General features: G+C 49.1%; 23 protein-coding genes, 2 tRNA genes and 1 riboswitch. Of the genes, 17 read left to right on the top strand and 8 right to left on the bottom strand.

Annotated elements, in window-relative coordinates:
* Positions 1-2: 2 nt before the first annotated feature.
* Positions 3-1,187: a 5-demethoxyubiquinol-8 5-hydroxylase UbiM gene (ubiM, locus tag H6859_07745; GenBank protein USO06733.1), complete on the bottom strand. Its 1,185-nt coding sequence runs from the start codon at positions 1,185-1,187 to the stop codon at positions 3-5.
* An 89-nt stretch (positions 1,188-1,276) separates the two neighbouring features.
* Positions 1,277-2,350: a HesA/MoeB/ThiF family protein gene (locus H6859_07740; protein USO05041.1), complete on the bottom strand. Its 1,074-nt coding sequence runs from the start codon at positions 2,348-2,350 to the stop codon at positions 1,277-1,279.
* Positions 2,351-2,398: 48 nt separating this feature from the next.
* Here H6859_07740 and H6859_07735 point away from each other — a divergent pair, with 48 nt between their 5' ends.
* The 8 genes from H6859_07735 (at position 2,399) to H6859_07700 (ending at position 8,246) form a co-directional block, all read left to right on the top strand.
* Positions 2,399-3,142, top strand: coding sequence for a VIT1/CCC1 transporter family protein (locus tag H6859_07735; GenBank protein USO05040.1), 744 nt, complete (start codon positions 2,399-2,401; stop codon positions 3,140-3,142).
* 50 nt (positions 3,143-3,192) lie between these two features.
* Entirely contained in the window at positions 3,193-4,122 is a 930-nt protein-coding gene (locus H6859_07730; GenBank protein USO05039.1) for a glucokinase, read from the top strand.
* Positions 4,119-4,826: a polysaccharide deacetylase family protein gene (locus tag H6859_07725; protein USO05038.1), complete on the top strand. Its 708-nt coding sequence runs from the start codon at positions 4,119-4,121 to the stop codon at positions 4,824-4,826. The genes H6859_07730 and H6859_07725 overlap by 4 nt, the downstream gene beginning before the upstream one ends.
* Positions 4,827-4,928: 102 nt before the next feature.
* Positions 4,929-5,003, top strand: a tRNA-Gly gene (locus H6859_07720).
* A 175-nt stretch (positions 5,004-5,178) separates the two neighbouring features.
* Positions 5,179-5,252, top strand: a tRNA-Gly gene (locus H6859_07715).
* A gap of 137 nt (positions 5,253-5,389) precedes the next feature.
* The gene (gene tuf / locus H6859_07710; GenBank protein ID USO05037.1) at positions 5,390-6,568 is read left to right on the top strand and encodes an elongation factor Tu; all 1,179 of its coding nucleotides are present in this window, start codon (positions 5,390-5,392) and stop codon (positions 6,566-6,568) included.
* Between the two features lie 88 nt (positions 6,569-6,656).
* Positions 6,657-7,382 (top strand): hypothetical protein, encoded by a 726-nt coding sequence (locus H6859_07705; GenBank protein ID USO05036.1) that lies wholly within the window; start codon positions 6,657-6,659, stop codon positions 7,380-7,382.
* 204 nt (positions 7,383-7,586) lie between these two features.
* Positions 7,587-8,246, top strand: coding sequence for a hypothetical protein (locus H6859_07700; GenBank protein USO05035.1), 660 nt, complete (start codon positions 7,587-7,589; stop codon positions 8,244-8,246).
* Here the strand turns inward: H6859_07700 and H6859_07695 are convergent.
* The gene (locus H6859_07695; protein ID USO05034.1) at positions 8,223-9,131 is read right to left on the bottom strand and encodes a 50S ribosomal protein L11 methyltransferase; all 909 of its coding nucleotides are present in this window, start codon (positions 9,129-9,131) and stop codon (positions 8,223-8,225) included. The genes H6859_07700 and H6859_07695 overlap by 24 nt on opposite strands.
* A 29-nt stretch (positions 9,132-9,160) precedes the next feature.
* Positions 9,161-9,631, bottom strand: a complete 471-nt coding sequence (locus H6859_07690) for a TIGR02300 family protein (GenBank protein USO05033.1) — start codon at positions 9,629-9,631, stop codon at positions 9,161-9,163.
* Between the two features lie 189 nt (positions 9,632-9,820).
* Here H6859_07690 and H6859_07685 point away from each other — a divergent pair, with 189 nt between their 5' ends.
* The 6 genes from H6859_07685 (at position 9,821) to H6859_07660 (ending at position 17,561) form a co-directional block, all read left to right on the top strand.
* Positions 9,821-10,948, top strand: coding sequence for a thiolase family protein (locus H6859_07685; GenBank protein ID USO05032.1), 1,128 nt, complete (start codon positions 9,821-9,823; stop codon positions 10,946-10,948).
* Positions 10,949-11,040: 92 nt separating this feature from the next.
* On the top strand, positions 11,041-11,301 hold the full coding sequence (locus H6859_07680) for a hypothetical protein (GenBank protein USO05031.1): 261 nt from the start codon (positions 11,041-11,043) through the stop codon (positions 11,299-11,301).
* 3 nt (positions 11,302-11,304) lie between these two features.
* A complete protein-coding gene (locus H6859_07675) occupies positions 11,305-12,468 on the top strand; it encodes a hypothetical protein (protein ID USO05030.1) in 1,164 nt (387 codons plus the stop codon).
* A gap of 19 nt (positions 12,469-12,487) precedes the next feature.
* Positions 12,488-14,905: an enoyl-CoA hydratase/isomerase family protein gene (locus tag H6859_07670; protein USO05029.1), complete on the top strand. Its 2,418-nt coding sequence runs from the start codon at positions 12,488-12,490 to the stop codon at positions 14,903-14,905.
* A 527-nt stretch (positions 14,906-15,432) separates the two neighbouring features.
* The gene (locus H6859_07665) at positions 15,433-15,702 is read left to right on the top strand and encodes a hypothetical protein (protein USO05028.1); all 270 of its coding nucleotides are present in this window, start codon (positions 15,433-15,435) and stop codon (positions 15,700-15,702) included.
* 65 nt (positions 15,703-15,767) lie between these two features.
* Positions 15,768-17,561, top strand: a complete 1,794-nt coding sequence (locus tag H6859_07660; protein ID USO05027.1) for an acyl-CoA dehydrogenase C-terminal domain-containing protein — start codon at positions 15,768-15,770, stop codon at positions 17,559-17,561.
* A 62-nt stretch (positions 17,562-17,623) separates the two neighbouring features.
* Here H6859_07660 and H6859_07655 read toward each other — a convergent pair whose 3' ends face one another.
* On the bottom strand, positions 17,624-19,222 hold the full coding sequence (locus tag H6859_07655) for a hypothetical protein (protein USO05026.1): 1,599 nt from the start codon (positions 19,220-19,222) through the stop codon (positions 17,624-17,626).
* 159 nt (positions 19,223-19,381) lie between these two features.
* On the opposite strand from H6859_07655, the gene H6859_07650 reads away from it, so the two are divergent.
* Positions 19,382-19,684 (top strand): SCP2 sterol-binding domain-containing protein, encoded by a 303-nt coding sequence (locus H6859_07650; GenBank protein ID USO05025.1) that lies wholly within the window; start codon positions 19,382-19,384, stop codon positions 19,682-19,684.
* A 154-nt stretch (positions 19,685-19,838) separates the two neighbouring features.
* On the opposite strand, the gene H6859_07645 is transcribed toward H6859_07650, so the two are convergent.
* Both H6859_07645 and H6859_07640 read right to left on the bottom strand, forming a co-directional pair.
* A complete protein-coding gene (locus H6859_07645) occupies positions 19,839-20,486 on the bottom strand; it encodes an SCO family protein (GenBank protein ID USO06732.1) in 648 nt (215 codons plus the stop codon).
* A gap of 66 nt (positions 20,487-20,552) precedes the next feature.
* On the bottom strand, positions 20,553-21,053 hold the full coding sequence (locus H6859_07640) for a GNAT family N-acetyltransferase (protein ID USO05024.1): 501 nt from the start codon (positions 21,051-21,053) through the stop codon (positions 20,553-20,555).
* Positions 21,054-21,194: 141 nt separating this feature from the next.
* Positions 21,195-21,301: riboswitch (TPP riboswitch) on the top strand.
* On the opposite strand from H6859_07640, the gene H6859_07635 reads away from it, so the two are divergent.
* Both H6859_07635 and thiC read left to right on the top strand, forming a co-directional pair.
* Positions 21,296-21,640, top strand: a complete 345-nt coding sequence (locus tag H6859_07635) for a 5-carboxymethyl-2-hydroxymuconate Delta-isomerase (protein USO05023.1) — start codon at positions 21,296-21,298, stop codon at positions 21,638-21,640. Its footprint overlaps the riboswitch before it by 6 nt.
* 85 nt (positions 21,641-21,725) lie before the next feature.
* Positions 21,726-23,510: a phosphomethylpyrimidine synthase ThiC gene (gene thiC / locus H6859_07630; GenBank protein ID USO05022.1), complete on the top strand. Its 1,785-nt coding sequence runs from the start codon at positions 21,726-21,728 to the stop codon at positions 23,508-23,510.
* On the opposite strand, the gene H6859_07625 is transcribed toward thiC, so the two are convergent.
* On the bottom strand, positions 23,507-23,833 hold the full coding sequence (locus H6859_07625; protein USO05021.1) for a DUF4263 domain-containing protein: 327 nt from the start codon (positions 23,831-23,833) through the stop codon (positions 23,507-23,509). The genes thiC and H6859_07625 overlap by 4 nt on opposite strands.
* Positions 23,834-23,897 lie beyond the last annotated feature (64 nt).

The raw sequence follows: 23,897 nt of genomic DNA, 5'->3' as shown, positions 1-23,897 counted from the left end.
CTTTAAGCAGCCTTATTTTCCGTGAGCTGATTCATAATCAAACGTTTGGCCGGTTTAAGGCGGTTCCCCAATCTCAGCAAGGTCCGGCGAGCAAATTTGGCCGCAGGCGTGTCTTTTGTGTAGAGCTTTACCAGCGCATTTGTACCATGGAAAAGCAGCGCTGAGGCGTGTGTGTGTTTCTGGCTATAGCGCTGTAAAACAGTTTGCGCCGCGTAATCGCTGCCTGTTTGCAAAGCGTCTTTGATTTCTTTAGCCAAAGTGTGTGCGCTGCGCAGACCTAAATTAAAGCCGTGTGCTGTGACCGGGTGCATGCCCACGGCGGCATCGCCGATAACCACAAAACGGTTGGCGCAGAAAGTCTTGGCGAATGTGGCCACCAGAGGATAAGGGAACAGTTCGCTTGTGAGTTTCATTGTGCCCAAACGCCCTTCAAAACGGTGCTGTATATCGGCAGCGAAGTCTTCTTTACCCATCGCAAGCACTTGCGCGCTTTCTTCCGAGCCCAGCGTAATGACAATGGAAACCTGGTTGTTGTTCAGAGGCAACACGGCCAGCGTGCGGTCAAAATGGAAACACTCATAAGCGGTTTCATGATGCGGTAATTCCGCACTCATCGTGCAGACAATGCAGGTGCGGCCAAAATCCAGCATCGAAGTGGAAATTCCCATCATACGCCGCGTCGCGGAAAAACGGGAATCTGCGGCGACGATCAGCGGCGCCTCCAGGCGCTCTCGACTGCTTAGCTCAACCCAACCTTTTTCCTGGTCGGTGCCAAGCGTAGAGACTTCTTTTTCGCTCAGGATTTGAATGTTTTTATATCCGGCCAGCGATTCATAAGCTGCTTTTCGAATTTGGTGGTTTGAAATCATGAAGCCCAGTGTCTCTTCGCCCGCCTCTTCATGATCGAAAGACAGCGCATAAGGCGAGCCGCCATTCAGGACTTTGGCGGTTTTAATCAGGGAAATTTTTTCATCCGGAATTGAGTCCCACATCCCCAGATCGCCCATGATTTTTCGTGAAAGATGGGTGAGCGCGATTTCACGCCCATCATAGGGCGGATTGGCCAGAACGCTTTCGGGCTGTTTTTCAAGCAAAACAATATTTAGCCCCGTTTCGGCCATTTCGCGGGCAAAGCTCAACCCGGCTGGGCCGGCGCCAATGATAATAATGTCGTGTTTCATCGCAATTATCCGAACTCTTTAAGTATAATTATGCGAGACACTATAACAGTATTTTGAAAAATACAAACTTGATGCGAGTCAATAAAGGGCGGTTTTTAAGAGCTTTTGAGCCAAGCTTCGTAGCCACCGGTCATATTCATGATGTTGGTGCAGCCATGGCCCTTAAGGATCTGTGCTGCCTGTAAGCTCCGCATACCTTTTTGACAATATAGAACAATCTCACAATCCGGCGGCAATTCCGGAACGTGGCCTTGGACTAAAACCGATAAGGCGACATGCTGCGCGCCTTCAATATGTCCGGCATTCCATTCGTCGATTTCGCGTACATCAATAAGAAGCGCGGTTTGTTTGTCCTTTGCCTGCTGCGGGGTGATTTCGGGAATAAGACCGCAAGTGGGGGAATTGTAATTCAAGGCAATCTCCTCTTTGGTTTTTGAACAGACTGGACAATCTGATGTTTTTGGCAAGGTTAGTAAACGATTTTCCATGGAATGCATATCGATTGTCCAAAGCTTACCGGCAAGGGGTTTAAAGCTTTCATGGTCTACAATGACTTTGATAGCCTCCATCGCCTGCGCTGTGCCGATCATCCCGGCAACCGCGCCGATTACGCCGGCCTGGGCACAATTGGGAATATGCCCCTTCGGGGCTTCGGGGAATAAACAACGGTAGCACGGACCACCTTTATAATTGAAAACGGCGAGCTGGCCGTCAAAGCCGAGGATAGATCCGTAAACAAAAGGTTTTCCCGCCTTAACAGCAGCATCGCTAATCAGGAATTTAGCTGGAAAATTGTCCGTCCCATCAATAATAATGTCGTATTTTTCAAAAAGAGCGAGCGCATTTTTATCACTCAGCTCTTCCGCGTATGCCTGAATATCAATTTCAGGATTAAGGGCGTTTAGGCGCACTTTAGCAGCCTGCGCCTTGTTCTGGTCAATTTGGCTTGTGTCAAAAAGCACCTGTCTTTGAAGATTTGTTTCTTCTACAACGTCAAAATCAACGATGCCGATGAGCCCTACTCCCGCTGCGGCCAGATACAATAGTGCGGGACACCCCAGACCGCCCGCACCGACACACAAAACGGACGAGGTCGAAATTTTCGTTTGGCCAGCAGCGCCTATCTCCGATAGAATGCGTTGCCTGTCATAGCGGTTTTGTATGCTCATGACTGCATTGTAATCACGCTTCAGCATTTGAAAAGAAAAATCCGTTTCATGCTTAAAGACCATCATCATAGCCCGGAAGAAATCAAAGCACGTCTCAGCGCCGGGCCGGGGGTTTTTTATCTTAAGGAATGGGTCTATGGCGGCATTGACGGGGTTGTGACAACTTTCGCCGTTGTTGCGGGCGTTGTTGGCGCAGGTTTGTCTCCTGCGATTGTCATGGTTCTGGGGCTGGCCAATCTGCTGGCCGACGGGTTTTCGATGGCCGCAAGCGCTTATAGCGCTATGAAGGCGGAAGAAGACAATTATAAACGCCTGCATGCGCGTGAAGTGCGCCATGTTGCACAGCACCACGATGGCGAAATCGAGGAAACCCGCCAGATCTTCGCCAGCAAAGGTTTTAAAGGGGAAGAGCTGGAGCAAATGGTATCAACCATTTCCAGAGATAAAGATATCTGGATTGAATTTATGCTTCAGGAAGAATACGGCATAGCCCGGCCCATACACTCGGCGATGAAAGCGGGCGTACAAACTTTCTGGGCATTTTTTATCTGTGGCGCGATGCCGCTGATTCCGTTTTTGCTGCCGGGCGCAATCCTGCCAACATCATATCAGCCTGTCTTGGCTCTCATCCTTTCGGCTATCACGTTCTTTGCTATAGGTTCTCTCAAAAGCCTGTGGTCCTTGAAATCTTTGCCCCGTGAGGGGTTTGAGACATTATTCATCGGCTTGACGGCAGCGGCAATGGCCTATGGCGTCGGCTATGCCCTGCAAACCTGGGTCCAAGGCGGATAGACCAATAAATCATTATTTTCAAAACGCATTGCTTCGTGCATGATAATGTCATGAGCATTTTGGCAGATATTGGTGGCACGTACGCACGTTTTGCGGTCTCTTCGCCGAAAGGTCCGGAAAAGATTGCAAAATATGAAGCGGCGGATTTCGAAAATCTGCAAGAGGCACTGGCGCATTACTGCAAAGAGCATGAATTAGATCCATCCGGTGCACTCCGGGTTGCGGCGGCGGGTTCACCGGAAAACGGCCTGTGGGCGTTCGTGAATAAGAACACATGGGTTATTGACCCCAAGGAGCTTGAAGGCGAAGGCTGGCAGGTCGAACGCATTGTCAATGATTTTGAAGCGGCTGCTTGGTCGTTGCCGGTTTTGGAAGAATGCGACCTGAAAGCTCTCCGCGCGGGCGCTCCTGCAAGTCCGTCAAAATGCATTCTTGGTCCGGGAACGGGGCTGGGGCTGGCCTATGTGCATCAAGGTGACAAACCAATTGTGCAGCCTACACACGGCGGGCACTTGCCTGTGGCTTGTTTAACCGATGAGCAAGCTCTTGTAATTCAGGCTGTTCAACGCTTTAAAGGTAATGAGACCATTCCTGTCTATGAAAATGTAGTAAGCGGCCCGGGGCTTTATAATCTTTACCGGGCTTTGTGTTTGATTGGCGGCAGTTCAGTGCAAGTGCAAAGCCCAGAAGAAATGATGCGCCAAGCGGATGATTTAAAAGTGAGCACAGCTCTGCGCCTGTTCCATGAATTTTTGGGTCTGTTTGCCGCCTCCAGTGTCATTGCCGGCCATGCTTATGGCGGGCTTTACCTCACTGGCGGGGTTTTAGGGCGATTGATTGAGGCCGGGCAATTTGATCAAGAACATTTCAAGCATTGGTTTTGCCTCAAAGGTATTGCGCCTGTCACCCGTGATCTGCGCGCCATGCCAATCTATCACATCACATATCCCTATCCGGCTCTGAAAGGGCTGAACGCATGAGTGCGCCTAAGGCCTATTTGACGATTGATGACAGCCCATCGCCCGATACGGAAAAGCTGGTTGATTTTCTTACCGCGCGCCACATTCCAGCGCTTTTGTTTGTCCGCGGGGCGTTGCTGGAGCAAAATCCGAGCGCCATTGAGTATGCAATTACTAAGGGCCTGCGGATCGGTAATCATTCTTATGCTCATAAGCCTGCCGGAGATATGCAGCCGCAGGACTGGGCGGATGATCTTGAAAAATGCGATCATTTGATCGAAGCGGCCTATGCACGTTGTGGCATTTCGCGTCCCGCAAAGTATTACCGATTTCCTTATATTGATCGCGGTGACGGCTGCAAGATTGAACAGATTGATAGCGCCGGCATTGTTGAGAACAACAAAACCAGCATCCTCCAGCAATATTTGCATGATCAGGGTTTTTCACAGCCCTTTGCCGATATGCCGTCGTCTTACCCTTCAAATACTGTTGATTGCCTTTATACCTTCACTGCTCGGGACTGGATGCTCAATGATACGCACCGCGGACGCCAGCCTATAAAAACCCGCGAAGATCTAATCGCCCGCGCAGAACAAGATGAGGGACTAAAAGTGGCAGATCATCCTCACATTTTTCTTCTGCACGATCAGCCCGGTATTTTTGAAGATGTATGTGCCCTGATTGATTATTTTTGCGAAAACAATTTCGAATTCCTTGATTTTTAATGAGACTTGCGCGAGCAAAGCGAACGCTTAGACGAGATTATGTCGGCGCAGCCGACGAAGGACTTGATTTCAGATCTAAATCAGATTATTTCTACCCACCACGCGGGAGTAGCTCAGTGGTAGAGCATCAGCTTCCCAAGCTGAGGGCCGCGGGTTCGATCCCCGTCTCCCGCTCCAACGCTTAATTGAAGTGGAGAGTATTTTTTATACCGGCCAGCATCAGGAGTCGTATCGAACCCGCTATTTTATTATAAGGAACGCGCAACGGCGTTGCGCGAGGGGGTTCGATCCCGGTCGCCCGCTCCATAATATGTTGTCAACGGCCAGTGAATGAGTATACTGGCACTCCAATGCGGGCGTAGTTCAATGGTAGAACGTCAGCCTTCCAAGCTGAATATGCCGGTTCGATCCCGGTCGCCCGCTCCATCATTTTAATAACATCTCTGCCAAACCCAAAAAACCCGTTGACTTTATCAGCGGGTTTTTTTACATCAGAGCATTGGTTTAATTACGGCTGGCGTGGCGCCGGTCATCACATCTTAAGACGATGAAGGAACGAAAAGATGTCTAAGGAAAAATTTGAAAGAAACAAGCCGCATGCGAATATTGGTACGATTGGTCACGTTGACCATGGTAAGACGACGCTGACGGCGGCGATTGCGAAGAAGTATGGCAATGGTGAGAGCGTTGACAAGATCGACAAGGCGCCTGAGGAAAAAGCGCGCGGGATCACGATTTCGACGGCTCATGTTGAGTACGAGACGGACAAGCGCCACTATGCGCATGTGGACTGCCCGGGCCACGCGGACTATGTGAAGAACATGATCACGGGTGCGGCGCAGATGGACGGTGCGATTTTGGTTGTGAACGCGGCTGACGGTCCGATGCCGCAGACCCGTGAGCACATCTTGCTGGCGCGTCAGGTTGGCGTTCCTGCTCTGGTTGTTTACCTGAACAAGGTCGACCAGGTTGACGATGAAGAATTGCTGGAGCTGGTTGAGATGGAAGTGCGCGAGTTGCTGTCATCTTATGAATTTCCTGGCGATGAAATTCCAATCATCAAAGGCTCTGCTTTGGCCGCCGTGGAAGGCCGCGATCCTGAGATTGGCGAGAATTCGATTGTTGAGCTGCTCAAGGCTGTTGATGAATATATTCCGACTCCTGCACGTGAAATTGACAAAGACTTCTTGATGCCTGTTGAAGACGTATTCTCGATTTCCGGCCGTGGAACGGTTGTTACGGGTCGTATTGAGCAGGGCGTGATCAATGTAAACGACGAGATTGAAATCGTTGGTATCCGCGACACGCAAAAAACAGTCTGTACGGGCGTTGAAATGTTCCGCAAGCTGCTTGACCGCGGCGAAGCCGGTGACAATGTCGGCGTATTGCTGCGCGGGACCAAGCGTGAGGACGTTGAGCGCGGTCAGGTTTTGTGTAAGCCCGGCTCGATCACTCCGCACAAGAAATTCATGGCCGAAGCCTACATTTTGTCCAAGGATGAAGGCGGTCGTCACACACCATTCTTTACGAAGTACCGCCCGCAGTTTTACTTCAGAACGACGGACGTAACCGGTGAAGTGACATTGCCATCAGGCACCGAAATGGTGATGCCTGGCGATAACATCAACGGTATGGAAGTCGAGTTGATCGCGCCTGTCGCGATGAGTGAAGGCCTGCGCTTTGCTATTCGCGAAGGTGGCCGCACCGTCGGTGCCGGCGTCGTCTCCAAAATCGTCGAGTAAGCTTACTTTAATAAAGAATTCAAAAGGGCCGGGTAATCCGGCCTTTTTTATTGGCCGATTTCAATATTACCGTGGTAAAATAAAAGCCATGAGACATATCTTCTATTACAGTCTTTTTCTTATTTTGAGCTATGTCAGTGGCGGCGGTGTCGCTTATGCGCAGCCAATCAGCGAGGTCAAAGCGACGGATTATCGTCAAAACTATTTAGCAAACCCATATTACAACCAGATGGCAACAGAAGCCCTGGAACTCAAACCGCCGCGTTTTGATTTTATGAAATTCCGTTCCTATTATTCGCAAACGCGTCAATATGACCCTATGGGTACGCGCGTTCTGAAGGATCTGGATGAACTTGCGTTTGTCGTTATGAATGATGATGACCCTGAACGCGCAGCAACAGCGTTGTTTGGTTATAAAACCCTGGTCAGAGACCATCTGGCCCATATTGATGTGGTGCTCCATGCTCTTGCGCTGGCTCGCGAAGATAAACGCTTTGGAGACTATAAATTCTATCAGTGGGTCCGCGATGGATTGATGAACACGGTTGTTATATCCGGCGATGGTTATACGCTGGCCGGGGCCTATGATGTGATTACCCTATCCGAAGAAACCATGCTGTTTAACCGTATGGGCTTTCAGCAAATAGACAGCCAGATGGTGAAGGAAAGCATTATTTATTACAACATGCATGACGTTGTTGATGTCAATACGGGGAAAAAACGTGCTGTTTTCGTAAACACCTCTATTCCTATGAGATATCTTGAAGCGCTTGAAAGAGACCGTAAGGGCAGTTTTTTGCCCGGCTGGCAGTAGCAATAGTTTTAGGACGAGTTTTGACAATGAAGGATATGCCGGAGCATATTCCAGTTTGGAAAAAGCCGAAGACCATATCGTTGCGGAGTTTTTTACACAAGGTAAAAAAAATTGCGCAAATTGCCGAGCAATTTGAAAGAACGAACGGGTCTGTGTACTCCCCTCTTGTGAAGCCCGGCCTTATTGATGAAGAAGAGGTCCAAGATGCTGCATAAAATTTGGTGGCTTTGGGTCCCGTTGCTTATTTTAGCTGCGCAAGCCCTTATTGAACTTTTTGCTTCACAAAAGCTTTTGGGAGAGCTGCATTCAGAATCTGGCCCGCATGAATTCTTCGAATTTATTTTTGTTGGTGCCGCATTTTTTGTTGCGGTGAGTACACTTACAAAGCTCAAGTATCCTCAACAAAAATGGCTTTATGCTTGGGTTGGGCTGGCAGCTATCTGCTGCTTCTATGTGGCAGGTGAAGAGGTGAGTTGGGGGCAGCATTTTCTAAAATGGTCAACGCCCGAATATTGGGCTCATATCAACGATCAGGGCGAAACCAATTTGCACAATACGTCAAGCTGGCTCGATCAAAAACCGCGTTTAATTTTACTGATTGGTTCGGTTACTGGAGGCCTCATCATTCCTTTTTTACAGCGTTTTAAACCCTCAGTATTACCCAAAAGATTTGAGATTATTTATCCACCTGCAATCCTGGGGGTTACGGCAGCTCTGGCTGTAAGCGTAAATCTAATTGATAAAATCTTTGAGCTTTTTACAAAATTTCCTATTCTTTCACGCGGCAGTGAGGTTGAGGAACTCTATCTCTTTTATTTCGTGCTGCTTTATCTGATCGTCTTACGGCGCCGTCTTGCGCAGTAATAATGTTGACCATTCCCTATTTTCCAGCGTCTTGCAATGCTCTAGCCCCAATGCGAGATAAACTCTGAGTACATCTTCTGCTTGTTCGTTAAGAATGCCCGACAAAATCACTGCGCCGTTTTCATCCGTGCAGACCACAAGGTCTGCGGCCATTTCTTTCAACGGGCTGGGCAAAATATTCGCAATAATCAAATCATACGGGCCTTTATCCTGCACAGCGCTCCCTGAAAACCCTTCATTGACCAGCGTTCGCACATTGCCCTTGCCCTCAGGCACGCCGTTAGCTTCCATATGCCGCTGCGTAACGCGAACGCTTTCAGGATCGTTATCAACCGCCAGTACCGGCGTTTTCCAAAGTTTCCATGCCGCAATCGCGAGAATGCCGCTGCCTGTACCCATATCCAGCACATTCCACGGGCATGCCCCTTGTCCTTTCAAATCCAGCATCGCCTGCAAGCAGCCTTTGGTCGTGCCATGCTCACCCGATCCAAATGCCGTGGCGGCATCGATCTGCAAACCCATTTGTCCATCAGGAACGCCGTCGTTATAATGCGCGCCGTAAATAAAAAACGGCCCGACTGAAAAAGGCGGAAATTGTCGATAGGAATACGCCAGCCAATCCCGGTCTGGTACGTCTTCGTTTTGAAAATTAAGAATTTTTGGTAAATCAATACCATGAATCTTGGCCGTAGTTTCAATCCGACCGCTCAAAACCCTCTCTTCAGCCTGCGTATCAAACAGCCATTCCAAAATCCACGGCGCGCTTTCGTTGTTTTCTGTGCGCAGAGCCGAATGCGCGGTGCATAAATCACCCATAGATTCGTTCAAAATGGCTACATCAACGGTGCTCAAATTGGCAGGAAGCTGCAGGAAAACTTTATACACACAACTATCCTTTACTGATAAGCAAAGCGTTAATCCTTTCTTTCGTCATCGCCCTCGTCATCTTCGTCAAGCTCAGCATCAGGGTCGAGATCTTGTAAATCATCCAAATCATTATCGACATCAAGATCATCAAGATCGTCATCATCATCGTCGTCAAGATCGACATTTAGCGCGTCATCATCATCTGTTGTTTCTGCAGTTTCTAAATCATCAAGACTGACAATTTCAGTGTCTTCCGGCTCCTCTTCAATTTCATCCTCGTCATCGCCGTTGGCTTCTTTAGAGGTCTTCTTCGTAACTTGCCCTTCAGCCTCTTCCTGAGCTGTGCTCGCGCGGGACTTACGGCCCTTAAGCTTCATCTCGTTGTTAAACTCCGTATCGCATGAAGGACATATGATCGGACGTTTGTTCATATCATAGAAACGCGCCCCGCAATTCATGCAAATACGCTTAAATCCCCGTGGATCAGAAATCTTCACAGCAGCCTTATTCACGCTCATTCTCCTTGTGCCAAACGCATTAAAAATCATTCAATCTTTAAATCTGAATTGCCTGATTTTATCAGGTGTGTCAAATGCAAAATCAAACTCGTCCCAGGGCTTAATCTCTCCATGCTCTTAAAACATCTCGACCCGGCCTTTATATCATTATAGAATCATGAAAATTTATTCTTACCGGAGGTTCTTCCCATGCAAACACCTGTCGTCATTTGTGGCTTTAAACGCTCTCCCATGCATTTCGCTAATAAGGGCGATCTGGCAAAGGTGCGTCCTGATGATATGGCTGCCGAAGTCATCAAAGCCCTAGTCAAAGATACAGGCGTGAACGCCGAAGACGTCGAAGATTTATTGATGGGTTGCGCTTTTCCTGAAGCCGAGCAGGGCTTTAACATCGCGCGCCTGGTTGTAAATCATGCGGATTTACCAGTCTCAATCGCGGGCGCAACTGTCAATCGCTTTTGTGGTTCGTCCATGAGCGCCATTCATATCGCCGCCGGTGCTATTCAAATGGGTGCGGGCCAGGCCTTTATCTGCGCAGGCGTAGAATCCATGAGCCGCATTCCCATGGGCGGCTTTAACCCGATGCCCAACCCAGCGATTTTTGAGAAATACCCCCAAGCCTATATAGGCATGGGCGAAACGGCTGAAAATCTGGCAAAAAAATATAAAATCACCCGCGCCGAGCAGGAAGAATTCGCTGTTGCTTCTCACAAAAAAGCCGCCGCTGCGGCCGAATCCGGCAAGTTTGATGATGAAATCGTGCCTATCGGCGATGTCAAAACCGACGGCACCATCCGCCCTGATTCGAATGTTGAAAAACTGGCCGAGCTTAAGCCCGCCTTCCTCGAAGACGGCAGCGTTACCGCTGCAACGTCCTCACCGCTCACCGATGGCTCTGCTGCAGTGCTGGTGTGTAGCGAAGAATACGCCGATAAACACAAACTCCCCAAACTCGCGCGGATCAAATCTGTCGCCGTTGCTGGCTGCGCCGCGGAAATCATGGGAATTGGCCCCGTACCCGCCACGCAAAAAGCATTGGAGCGCGCAGGGCTAACGCTGGATGACATCGACATTATCGAACTCAACGAAGCCTTCGCCGCGCAGGGGTTATCTGTGCTGAAAGAACTTGGCGCCGATGTCAGCAAAGTCAACCTCGACGGCGGCGCTATCGCGCTGGGCCACCCGCTGGGCACCTCAGGCGCGCGCATCACCGGCAAAGCCGCAAGCCTGCTGAAGCGCGAGAAAAAGAAATACGCGCTGGCTACCATGTGCATCGGCGGTGGCCAAGGCGTCGCGACTGTTCTGGAGGGGGTTTAAGTGAATTTTTTATCGTTATTGCGAGGAGGGCGAAGCCCGACGCGGCAATCCATCTACAGAGCTGGATTGCTTCGCTGCGCTCGCAATGACGAATGAATCAGATAGAGGAGATAACAAAGCGCAATGCCCGCGTTGAAACCAACAAGGCATGGGAAACCTCATGGACACGCCGCGTCATTATCGCTGCGGGAACATATCTGATCATCGGCGGCTATTTAAGTTTTTTGCACGTCGAGGGCGCCTGGCTTCACGCGCTTGTTCCAGTTATGGCTTATATGCTTTCGACACTTTCATTGCCATTGATACAGGCTCTATGGATTGAAAAAATCTATCTGCGAAATAAGCAAGGCTAAAACATGATGCAGCAGAATTTTCTTCAGGTCATAGGTCTTAAAGACGACGCCGATATAAGCGTTGCTGGTACACGCTTTGTTGAATGCGTGAAAGAATATATCAGCCATGTTGAAAAAACGGCGTCCAAAGACACAATTGCCAAAGAAGAAACAGACGTTACGACACTTTACAAAAGCTTCTTTCCATACTCGGTAGGATGGGCGCGCCAGGAAAGAGAAAAAAACATAAACCAGAAAAACCATCCGAATGCAGCAAAACTAAAAGAAAAAGCTGCAAGCGTTATCGACGATCTGCAAAATAACATTATTGATTTTGCGCTGTGCTATATGGCGATTGGCAGGGCTATCGGCATTATTAACGCTGAGATGAAACGCAGCCCTGAAAGCAATGAAAAAGAAGTGATCTGGACCAGTGAAACAGGCGTAATGCTCAGCAAGCAGCGGAAAAAAAGAGCACAACTTCTCGAAGACAACAAGCGCTTACAACAAGCAAAAGAACTTTTAGAACAAATATATCCGCGCTATGCAGCAGCGGAAAAAGCCGTATCTGAAATATATGGAGCAGACCAAGTAGAAAAACTCCTGCGTTCTTATCGCTCTGGTTTGAGGACAGGAAATTTTGACAAAGCACGCAAAGCCATAGAAAAATTGCTAACAGAAAAAAACAAATTTGCATTCGATAAGAAGAAGGTTGAAGCTGCAAAAGACAAAATTCAGGCTGAAACAAAAGCCTATACAGATTTCCTTGAAGAGCACCGGGAAATCTTAAGCACCGGGGATAAAAAATTATTTTTAAAGCCAACAGAAGTGGACATAATTCTTGATGCAAACCTAATAGAGCTCGCGCAAAGCGAAGCCTTCATAAAAAAATATTTCCGCCCGTTCCTGAAATTTCAGATCGAGTCCTTGAAACATTTACGGACTAAATTGCTTGTTGTCGGCTCGCTCGAAAGCCTTATGACACTTTATATACGTATGATGCGTGGTATTGCTGAACCACTCACAGATATTAAAGCCGTCCGGCTTTATGAATCGGAAGTTATTGAACATGTGATGTATCTTTTGGGCGGACAGTTTCAGGAAGTCAAAAATATCAATGCGCGCATTCAGGAAATACTTCGAGATGTGAGTATAAGCGTACAAAATTATGAAGACGTAAAAGTATGAGCAATGAAAGGACCTCACCATGACAGGGATCAATAAAGTCGCCGTAATCGGATCAGGCGTAATGGGCAGCGGGATTGCCGCGCAGCTCACCAATGCGGGACTGCCGGTTACCTTGCTCGACATTAAGGTCGAAGGCAAAGATCTGGCCGCCGAGGCTGTAGCAAAAATGCTCAAAACTGAACCTGCGCCCTTCATGCGCAAAGCCAATGCGAAGCTGATTACGACTGGCACGATTGACGACGATCTTGATCTTATTAGCGACTGCGACTGGATTATCGAAGTCGTACTCGAAAAACTCGAAATCAAACATGCAACCTATGAAAAAATCGAAAAGGCGCGCAAAAAAGGCTCCATCGTCTCGTCCAATACCTCGACTATTCCGTTGCACAAACTCATCGAAGGCCAGCCCGACTCATTTGCTAAAGACTTTATGATCACTCACTTCTTTAATCCGCCGCGCTATATGCGTCTGCTGGAATTGATTGTCGGTGAAAAAACAGACCCCAAAGCTGTGGAAACCATTCGCGAAATCTGCGATGTTCGCCTCGGCAAAGGCGTTGTGCAATGTCATGATACGCCGGGCTTTATCGCTAACCGCCTAGGCGTCTTCTGGCTTACCGCCGGGGTGAATGAAGCGATCAAACAAAATGTCCAGATTGAGGTTGCCGATGCGGTGATGAGCAAGCCCGTAGGCATCCCCAAAACCGGTGTGTTCGGCCTGATCGATCTGGTCGGCATCGACCTCATGCCTAAACTCTCTGAAAGCCTGCTTTCAACGCTGCCCAAAGATGATGCCTACCGCGATATTTTTATCGATCATAAATTCGTCCACGGCATGATCGAAGCCGGCTATACAGGCCGCAAAGGCAAGGGCGGATTTTACCGCCTCAATCCCGACAACCCGGCAGCAAAAGAAAAGCAGGCCCTCGCCATAAATCCAGACAGCTTCACAGAGGATTCTTCCAAGGGTTCACATTATATAAAATCAATTAAGAAGCAGGCAGAAAACGATTCCGCCGTCTCCGCCGGGCGTAAAGGTTTAAAAGCCGTGGTTGAAACCGACAGTGAAGGCGGGCGCTATGCCTGGGCTGTGCTGCGCGATACGCTGTCCTATGCGGCCAGCCTCGTCGGCGAAATCGCCGAGACAATCTTCGACATCGATGAGGGTATGAAGCTCGGCTACAACTGGAAGCAAGGCCCGTTTGAGATGATTGACGCGCTTGGTCCCAAATACTTCGCCGAAAAGCTCGCCGAAGCAGGCAGGCCTGTTCCAGAAATTCTCTCCAAAGTTGGAGAAGGCACTTTTTATCGCATCGAAGACGGTAAAATCCAGTTCTTCGGACGCGACGGCAAACACCATGATGTGCAGCGCCCTGATGGTGTTCTCTTGCTCCGCGATATAAAACTCTCCAGTCAGCCCGTCATGAAAAACGCTTCAGCCAATCTCTGGGACATCGGCGATGGCGTCCTGTGTTTTGAGCACACTTCCAAAATGAACACCTTTGATGAGCAGACATTCGAAATGCTGGTCAAGGCACAAAAAACCATCGAATCCAGCGATGATTATAAAGCCCTTGTGATTTACAATGAAGCCTCGCATTTTTCCGCCGGAGCCAATCTTGGTCTTGCTATGTTCATGATTAACATCGCGATGTACCCGCAGGTTGAGGAATTTGTCGCCACCGGCCAGCGCGTCTTTATGGGCCTGAAATTCGCGCCCTTCCCGGTTGTCAGCGCTCCATCAGGCATGGCACTGGGCGGCGGCTGTGAAATCTTGCTTTCTTCTGACGCGGTGCAGGCCCATGCCGAAACCTATTGCGGTCTGGTTGAGGTCGGCGTTGGCCTCATACCCGGTTGGGGAGGGTGCAAGGAAATGATCCTGCGCTTTCAGGAGCGCGAGCGGGCTAAATTTGCTGCCGATATGAGCAAGATCGGCAAGGATAATATCTGGTTTTCACCTGATACCACGCCTGTAGGCGCAGTCCGTAAGGCCTTTGAAACCATCGGCATGGCCACTGTCGCCAAATCCGGTCCCGAAGCTGTAGATATTGGCTATCTGCGCAAAACTGACGGCATCACCATGAACCGCGATCGTCTGCTTTACGATGCGAAGGTCCGCGCTCTGGAACTGGCCAAAAATTACGAGCCGCCCGAAAAAGTTAAAGACATCCGCCTCGGCGGCGCTGGTGCAAAAATGGCGCTTGATCTGGCCGTGTCAGACCTGCGCAAATCCGGTAAAGCCACGCCCTATGACGTTGTTGTTTCCGATCACCTCGCCGCTGTACTCTCCGGTGGGGATAAGGGCTATACTGAAACCCTGTCCGAGGATGATCTGCTCAAGCTTGAACTCTCCGAATTCATGCATCTTCTGCACAACGAAGGCACCTTTGCCCGCATCGAACATATGCTTGAAAAAGGTAAGCCTCTGCGGAATTAAACTTTGAAAACAGCCTTCGTCATAATTTATAGGCCCTGACCCTCATAATGAAAATGCGAATAGATTTTTTATGAGAACAAATGTGCAGACTGGAAAACCGAAGCAAGACCAAAACACTGTGTCTGATCGCAGACATAAGTGGCATGTCGGCCTTGCTTGCAGCGCATCGATTGTCGGGGTTCTATCCGCTATTTATGCCATGCACACGGGCGGAGGGAATAAGTTGAATCAGGGCTGGATAACCCAAACGTCATACCCCCATCCCTCAACGTCAGCAAGAACGCAACCACTTCCAAATGCCATTTCAACATATTTTTCCAACGCTGCATCTTTAAATAAATCTTTGGAAAAAGCTACATGTTCGAAACTTCAGCCACCACCTCTTGGTCACTCTTTCAACCAGCCTATTTTTGTTGATCTGCCCTGCCAGAATCGGACGCCGTCTGTCCCTAAATCGCCGCCGCTTTTTAGATAAAATCCAATCTATTGTTCACAGCTTTTTAAACCCTTTCTGTCAGGATGGAAGCATGTTTGGATTTGGAAAAAATAAATCGGACAAACGGAAGAAGCCTAAAGAACTTCAGGCGGGTCGTGTTAAGAGCCAGCGTCTTCGGGAGGAAGCGCTGGCTAACGCACGCGCAGCGCGTGAAACTTTAGGCGATGAAACGGTCCAAAAGATCGCCGAAATCATTGCACGCAAAGAAAACAATCCATTCCAACAAGCTATTCGCCAGCTCGAAAGTGCGGATTCTGACCGTGTGGCCGACGAAATTCTTTATATGCTGGATGAAAAATAATCTTTATTTCCTCTTCGCGCCTTCACGTCTTCGCGGTAGAATAGTCTAAAAAGAGGAGCTTTTTTATGCCCACCTATACCCCGCCAATCGACAATATTAAATTCATTCTTCACGATGTGTTAGGGGCTGCTCAATTGGCAGACCTTCCCGGATATGAAGAAGTCTCCGATGATCTGATGAATCAGATTATCGAAGAAGGCGGCAAGATCTGCGAAGAGGTGCTCTTCCCGCTTAACCTCAGCGGCGATCAGGAAGGCTGCGCCTTTGATGATGGCAATGTGACCACGCCCAAAGGTTTTAAAGAAGCCTACGGCACCTTTGCCGAAGGAGGTTGGTGCGGTCTGTCTGCGACCGGCGAATATGGTGGCATGGGCATGCCAACCCTGCTTAACACGGTGATGCAGGAAATGATCTGCTCGGCGAATATGAGTTTTGGCATGTATCCCGGCCTCTCCCAAGGCGCTTATGAAGCGCTGCACCAATTTGGCACGGATGCGCAAAAAGCGCTCTATTTGCCCAAGCTGATTGAAGGTGTATGGTCGGGAACGATGTGTCTGACCGAGCCGCATTGCGGAACCGATCTCGGCCTTATCAAAACCAAGGCTGAGCCAGTCGATGGCGAAGATAGCTACAAAATCACCGGCACCAAAATTTTTATCTCCGCCGGTGAACACGACCTCACTGAAAATATTGTTCATCTTGTGCTCGCTAAACTGCCCGATGCTCCCGAAGGCGCGCGCGGTATATCACTCTTTGTTGTGCCTAAATTCATGCCTAACGATGATGGCAGCGCAGGGCAGCATAATGGCGTAGCGTGTGGTTCGATCGAACATAAAATGGGCATTCATGCAAACTCCACTTGCGTCATGAATTTCGATGAAGCCTATGGTCAGCTTGTCGGTGAGCCGCACAAAGGCCTCAAAGCGATGTTTATTATGATGAATGCTGCACGCCTTGGCGTTGCAATGCAAGGGCTTGGTATTTCTGAAATCGCCTACCAAAACGGGTTGGCCTATGCAAAAGAGCGCTTACAAATGCGCTCCCTCACCGGTACTAAAGCGCCGGACAAACCTGCCGATCCGATCATCGTTCACCCTGATATTCGCCGCCTGTTGCTTAAATCAAAGTCCATTGTTGAAGCTTCGCGCGCGCTATCTTATTGGACAAGCCTTAATCTCGATATTGCTGAAAAGCATCCCGATGCAGACAAACGCCAGGAAGCCGATGATCTTGTGGCATTGCTCACGCCAATCATAAAAGCGTATCAAACCGATATGGGTCTGGAGATCGCTGTGGATATGCAACAGGTCTATGGCGGCCACGGCTATATCGCCGAATGGGGGATGGAGCAATATGTCCGTGATGCCCGCATTGCCCAGATTTACGAAGGCACCAACGGCATTCAGGCCCTTGATCTGGTGGGGCGCAAAATGCCGCAAAGCTTCGGTCGGTTGCTGCGCAGGTTTTTTCATCCGGTGCAAAAATTTATTGAGTTAAATCAGGCAGATGAGAGCTTGCAGGAATTTATTTTCCCGCTCGCCAAGGCCTTTGCCAAGCTCCAGCAATCCACCGCCATCATTGCCCAAAAAGGCCTAGAAAATCCGGATGAAGCGGGCGCAGCCTCCGTAGATTACCTGCGCCAGTTCGCTCTTGTCGCGCTGGCCTATATGTGGTGTTTGATAGTGCAGGCTGCACAAAAGAAATTGGCAGAGGGTGAAGGGGATGCCGTATTTTACGACTCTAAAATTATCACCGCGCGCTTTTTTATGGCCCGCGTTCTGCCCGAAGCCGATGCGCGTTTTAAGATGGTTATGGCCGGGGCCGAGCCGCTGATGGCACTGGACGAAGCCGCGTTTTAATCTCTTTTCGGGTTTAATTCCTTGCCCCTTGGGGCGAGGTTGTTCATTCCAGTTCGGAGATGTTATTCTGCGCTGGCTCTGCGTTCCAGAGAGCGGATGCGCTCTTCATAGTGTGCGCGTTGATCATCCAGCTCTTTACGCGCCTTCATCAACTGGCTTTCCAGCTCCGCGAGCCGTGCCAGTTGTGCATCGCTGGTCACTTGCGGATCAAACAACATCGCTTCCAGTTCCTGCTTTTCCGCTTTGCATTTGGCGCGCTCTTTTTGCAATTGCTGGCCCATGCGCTTGATCTGGCGTTCAGCTTCGTTGAACTTCATAGTCGCGCTCTCCAAATTCCAGTTCTCCGATGAAATCGACAAGCGTTCCTCTTCAGATTCACGCAACGCGGTCTGCAACTCGTTGGTCAATGCCGTATTCTCGTCCTTCAGATTTTGAACTATATTCTCAAGGCTTAAAACCTGCTTACGCAAATCCTGTGCGGCTATGTTAGACGCCGCTGCTGCTGGCTCTATTTCGGTGAAATCAGCCTCACTGCTATAGCTTTCTTTATGCACTTTTACCGGTGGTGTAGAGGATTGAATGTGCTCAGGCTCTGCTGGCGGCGTTTCAAGTGCAGAAGCTTCAGCAACATCAATCTCTTTTTCCTCTACAGGCTTCAAAAGCGTTTCTGCAGGCGGCGTAGCCTCAGTTTCAACCACGACCAACTTTTCTTCCTGTGCCGATGTCTCTATCGGTGCAGGTGTGAGTGCTTCATCATGCGCAGGGAGCATTTCAGGCATGTTCGGCGGCATACTGAGTGCCTCACGCACCGGTGATGGCTGTTGATTTTGCTCATCCATGTTCACATCAATTAAGGATGGGTCTTCTGCAATCTGCTTTGCAAGTTGTTCAGAAAGACGCTGACGGCCCTTTGTTTCGCCAGTTGGCTTTACAATGCCCTCCACATCCGTTGAAAGAATCTCATCGGTGCCTGCTCTAGATGTTGAAATCGTTTGTTTACCCAGCTTATGTATTGTCTTCTGCGGAATTTCCTGAACAACCGGTTGTGGGTTTTCAGGTGATATTTCAACGACAGCTGCCGCCGGGCCGTGCATCTGTTCTTCCATTGCAATCGTTTCATTGACCATGAACCGGGACTCGCCGGCTTCCGCCATTTCCCCGCCAGCCATGCAGTTTTCAAAATCCCCGGCTGATTTTGAAAAGCCGGTTAAATAAAACCGGAAATCATTGCCCTCAAGATTCATGTCTAAAACAGCAGACTTGCGCAAGGCTTTGTAAAACTCCTTATCGCGCCGCAATCCTATACGCAGCGAATCCCTACCCCGGCTTGTTGCACGGAAATCTGTGTCCTGTACACCCGGTATGCTTAAAGAAATATCATAGTCTTTATCGGGCTCAAAAATATCTTGTGCAAAATTGATCTGCATTCCTTGAACCCATTTTTGGTCGCCCTCAAAACGGATCGTAAAGCCATTATTAAACTGGCTGGCAATGCTGCACATCTGCGCTTCTGACTTCGCAACGGACCATCCTTTGGCAGGATAAAAATAAAGTTCCGGTCCTGACGGGTTTTGCGCTGCCAACGATGGCGCGCTTAAAGCGCCTAATATCAAGGCGCTCGTAAACATTAAATGGGAAGAATAACCAGCAGTGCGTTTCATAACTAATATTTCCGAGTCAAAATTTAAGATGTGAATATAAAGTCCAGTCAAGCCTAGCACTCTGCAGAAATTCAAACAATGATTTTAAATACTGCTCTTTAAAAGTGTTCCCAAATCCCGCACAATGGATTTTATAAAAACGATAAGGAAAAATCCCCAATGTCGCTAGAAAACCTGACATCTAAAATCCAGCAGAAAATGGCGATGGCCGTAGGCCTGAGCGCCAAGGTGAAATTCGACTTCGGTGAAAAGGGCTGTATATTTGTTGATACGACACAAAGCCCGCCAATCATCAATAATACAAACGAAGAGGCCGACACAACGCTTGTTTGCTCTATGGATACATTTCAAAGCATTCTGGATGGAACGCAAGACCCCAACATCGCCTTCATGATGGGCAAGCTGAAAATCAAAGGCTCTATGGGGCTGGCCATGAAGCTTAATAGCATTTTGGAGGAATGAACAACCCCGCCCCAAGGGGCAAGGTATCCCGTCATTGCGAGCCGCCAAAGGCGGTGAAGCAATCCAGAATTTTCTCTTGTAGCACTGGATCGCTTCGCTACGCTCGCGATGACGATTACGCCATAAACGGCGAGGAATTAAACCCGAAAAGAGATTAAAGCCCCAAACGCTTGGCGAGATCTTGATAAATCTGATCAGCCGTATCTTTCATCCGGTACATGCCGATAAGCTCATCGTTCGGTCCCATCAGATAGGTAAAGGACGAATGATCGACCGTGTAATCCTGATTGGTTTCGTCTTCAACCTTGCTTGCAAAAACGCGGTAGCGTTTTTTGACAAGATCTACCTGCGGCGTGGTTCCGGTCAATCCCACCAATCGTGGATGAAATAGCCCGACATATTCTCGCATGACCGGAACCGTATCGCGCTCCGGATCAACAGAAATAAAGAGTGGTTGCACATTCTCCAGCGCCTCCGGATGGTTTTTCTCCAACGCGCTGATGATGCGGCTCATTTTTTGTAGTTCCGTCGGGCAAATCGCCGGGCAGTATGTAAAGCCGAAATAAATCAGTTTATATTTTCCCGCATAAGTTTTCTCGCTAACCGCAGCGCCTGTATGGTCGCTTAAGGTAAACGGCCCGCCGATATTCAGCCCTGCCACCGGCATAATAGTATCTAGTTGCTTACCGTCTTTCGTGGTCACACGCGCCGCTTGCATCTGAATCTGCACCCACCCAACCCCGGCTCCAATAACAAGAGCAATCAGGCTAAACAATGCCGTACGCACCAAGCGCTTTTTTATTTGAGGGTTCATAGAAAGAGAAAATAGTTCTTCGCCGCGTTAAAAACAACCAGGAAATTATAACGATTACGCAGATTGAATATTCAAAGCATTAGCTACGCCGGGTGATTGTTTGATAGTCTTTTTTAAATACAAACCGCCAGAAGCATCTGATGGAATAGGATAAAAACCATTGCGAGTCGCGGCATTCACAGAACGCATATTTTCTCTGGAAATAATAACTTTAGCTGCGCCATATCCTGCCTCGCTTAATGCAAAGATCTGCCCTTCGTAAAGAACATCAACGAGATGTTGCCCCTGAAGGGCTGGTTTTACAAAAAGACCGGTGATCTCAGGAGTGTTATCTGCGCTTACAGATAAATATGTAATTATACTGCGCCCAACAACTTCTTTGTTTTGGCTATCCCATAAAATAAAGCTGGCTTGATCCGGATCATTCAAAGTCGCCCTTAAAATATCAATTCCCGCTTTTCGCGTTCCTTCAGAAATTGCATAAGGAAAATCAAGACGTCTGGCATCAAGCATCATCTCAAGGCCGGCAGGATCATTAAGATCATCCGTTTCCATGAAATAGCATTGATAGCGTGTATCTCCACTTTCAGCCATTAATTGCATAGAATGGCTTATAGCATAAGTTATACATAACGGCAAATATTGTGCCTTAAACAACATTGACAAATTTCATAAATCTGCCAACTTCTAGGGCATTAACAACCTTCGGGGTGCCTCGTCGAAGCCTTGGCAAAGACGGGCTGAGAAAGACCCGTAGAACCTGTTCGGCTAATACCGGCGTAGGGAAAGGAAAACACATGCCGCACATCATTGTTGAATATACAGACACGCTTTCTTCATCCGAAGACATCCCCAAGCTTCTGGCTAAACTGCACAAAGACCTGGCCTCTCGCGAGAGTATCGACATCCACGGTATCAAAACCCGCGCGATTCCTGTGCGCTATACCGTTGTTGGTGACGGCCATGAGCCCGACAAGATGATTCACATCACGCTGCGCCTTTTGCCGGGCCGGGCCGATGATCTCAAAAAACAAATGGCTGCCGGTCTGGTTGAAGTCGCGCGTGAAGTTACTCATCACGATGACCGTATTTCGATTACTGCCGAGGTCGTCGATATGCATGCTGAAAGCTATGTGAAATAAGGAATGATAAATAAGCAGCGGAGTATCCGTATCCTTTAAACAGTTCACATTATGTAAAATAATATAGAAGGAAAGAACTCTAAAAATGTCCCCCAAAGATGGCCCAAACAAAGATGGCATATGCCCATCCACCACCCATGTCACTCGCGGAAGCCTGCCCGCCTCCAAAAAGGTCTATATTGGCGAGCATAAAGTTGCCATGCGCGAAATTTTGCTCACCAACGATGACAAGATCACCGTTTACGACACCTCCGGCCCTTACACGGACGAAGCCAAGGCAGGGAATATTGATATTATGGTCGGATTATGTAAAATACGTGAGGGGTGGATTAGAGGCAGAGGCGATGTTGAAGAGGTTGAAGGCCGGAACGTCCAGCCCATCGATAACGGCTACAAGGATCAGACCGCCCTCGATCGCCGCAAAGTGAAGCACGAGCGCTTCCCCGCGTCCCCTGAAAAACCCCTGCGAGCAAAGCCGGGCCAGAATGTCACCCAAATGCACTACGCCCGCAAAGGCATCATCACCCCCGAAATGGAATATATTGCCATCCGCGAAAATCAGGCGCGTGAACAAGTCCACAACAACAAAGGCGGCGAAGGCTTCGGTGCAAACCTCCCGGACTTCATCACCCCCGAATTCGTCCGTAAGGAAGTCGCCGAAGGCCGCGCTATCATCCCCGCCAATATCAACCACCCTGAATCCGAACCGATGATCATTGGCCGCAACTTCCTTGTGAAGATCAACGCCAATATCGGGAATTCGGCTGTGACCAGCTCCATCGGCGAGGAAGTCGATAAAATGGTTTGGGCCACGCGCTGGGGCGCTGACACCATCATGGACCTTTCAACAGGGAAAGACATCCACGATACCCGCGAATGGATTTTGCGCAATTCGCCCGTACCGCTCGGCACTGTGCCAATCTACCAAGCGTTGGAAAAAGTCGGCGGCATCGCCGAAGACCTCACCTTTGATATCTTTGCCGACACGCTGGAAGAACAGGCGCAGCAGGGCGTGGATTACTTCACGATTCACGCGGGCGTCCGCTTGCCTTTTATTCAATACACTGCGGATCGTATTACTGGAATCGTTTCCCGTGGTGGCTCGATCATGGCCAAATGGTGCATGGCCCACCACCGCGAAAGCTTCCTGTATACAAAATTCGATGAGATTTGCGAAATCATGAAGGCCTACGACGTGAGCTTCTCCCTCGGCGATGGCCTGCGCCCCGGCGCGATCAAGGACGCGAATGACCGCGCGCAATTTGCCGAGCTGAAAACCCTTGGCGAACTGACGCGCATAGCCTGGGACCACGACGTGCAGGTCATGATCGAAGGGCCGGGCCACGTCCCCATGCACCTGATTAAGGAGAACATGGAAAAAGAACTGGCCGAATGTCACGAGGCCCCGTTTTATACCCTCGGGCCGCTCACCACCGACATCGCGCCGGGCTACGACCATATCACTTCTGCGATAGGAGCAGCGCAAATCGGCTGGTACGGCACCGCGATGCTGTGCTACGTAACGCCAAAGGAGCATCTGGGTCTCCCGAATAGAGACGATGTAAAAACCGGCGTCATAACCTACAAAATCGCCGCCCACGCGGCCGATCTCGCCAAGGGGCATCCGGGTGCGCAAAGACGGGATGATGCTTTGAGTCTCGCGCGTTTCGAATTCCGCTGGAACGACCAGTTTAATTTAAGCCTCGACCCCGAGACGGCCAGAAGCATGCACGATGAAACCCTCCCCGCCGAGGGGCACAAAGTCGCCTCCTTCTGCTCCATGTGCGGCCCGAAATTCTGCAGCATGAAGATAACCCAAGACGTGCGCGATTTCGTTGCGGAACGGGATAAAAAGGACGAAGCGGCTTAATATTTACAATAAGCTTGAATGTCACTTAAAATTTGATCCCAAGAATAGACCTTTAGGTTGCGCTCGTCTTCAATAAGACCGAGTGCTTCGTGTTGCTTTGGCTCAGTTGGCAATTGTCTGCCAATGATTATTCCTGCTTTTACAATTTTTAATGTAGTGGCGTTTATCCCTTTACGCAGCCACTCATTATTTCCGCTCAAATTATGCGCATATATTCTTAGCTGTCCAAAACCTGAGATCAGTTTATCTGACTCGACATACATATCCGTTTTGTCTTTGTCAGCTTTTAGAATAGGGTGTGAAGCATTTTTAATTTCATACAAAATTGCTATTTTTTGAAGGGTAAGAGGTGGTCTCGGTTCTTCGGCCAGCTTTGCGGCGAAGTTA

It is taken from the genome of Rhodospirillales bacterium, assembly GCA_023898785.1.
In the GTDB taxonomy this organism is placed as follows: domain Bacteria; phylum Pseudomonadota; class Alphaproteobacteria; order Micavibrionales; family Micavibrionaceae; genus TMED27.
This window is presented reverse-complemented; position numbering and strand designations above follow the sequence as displayed.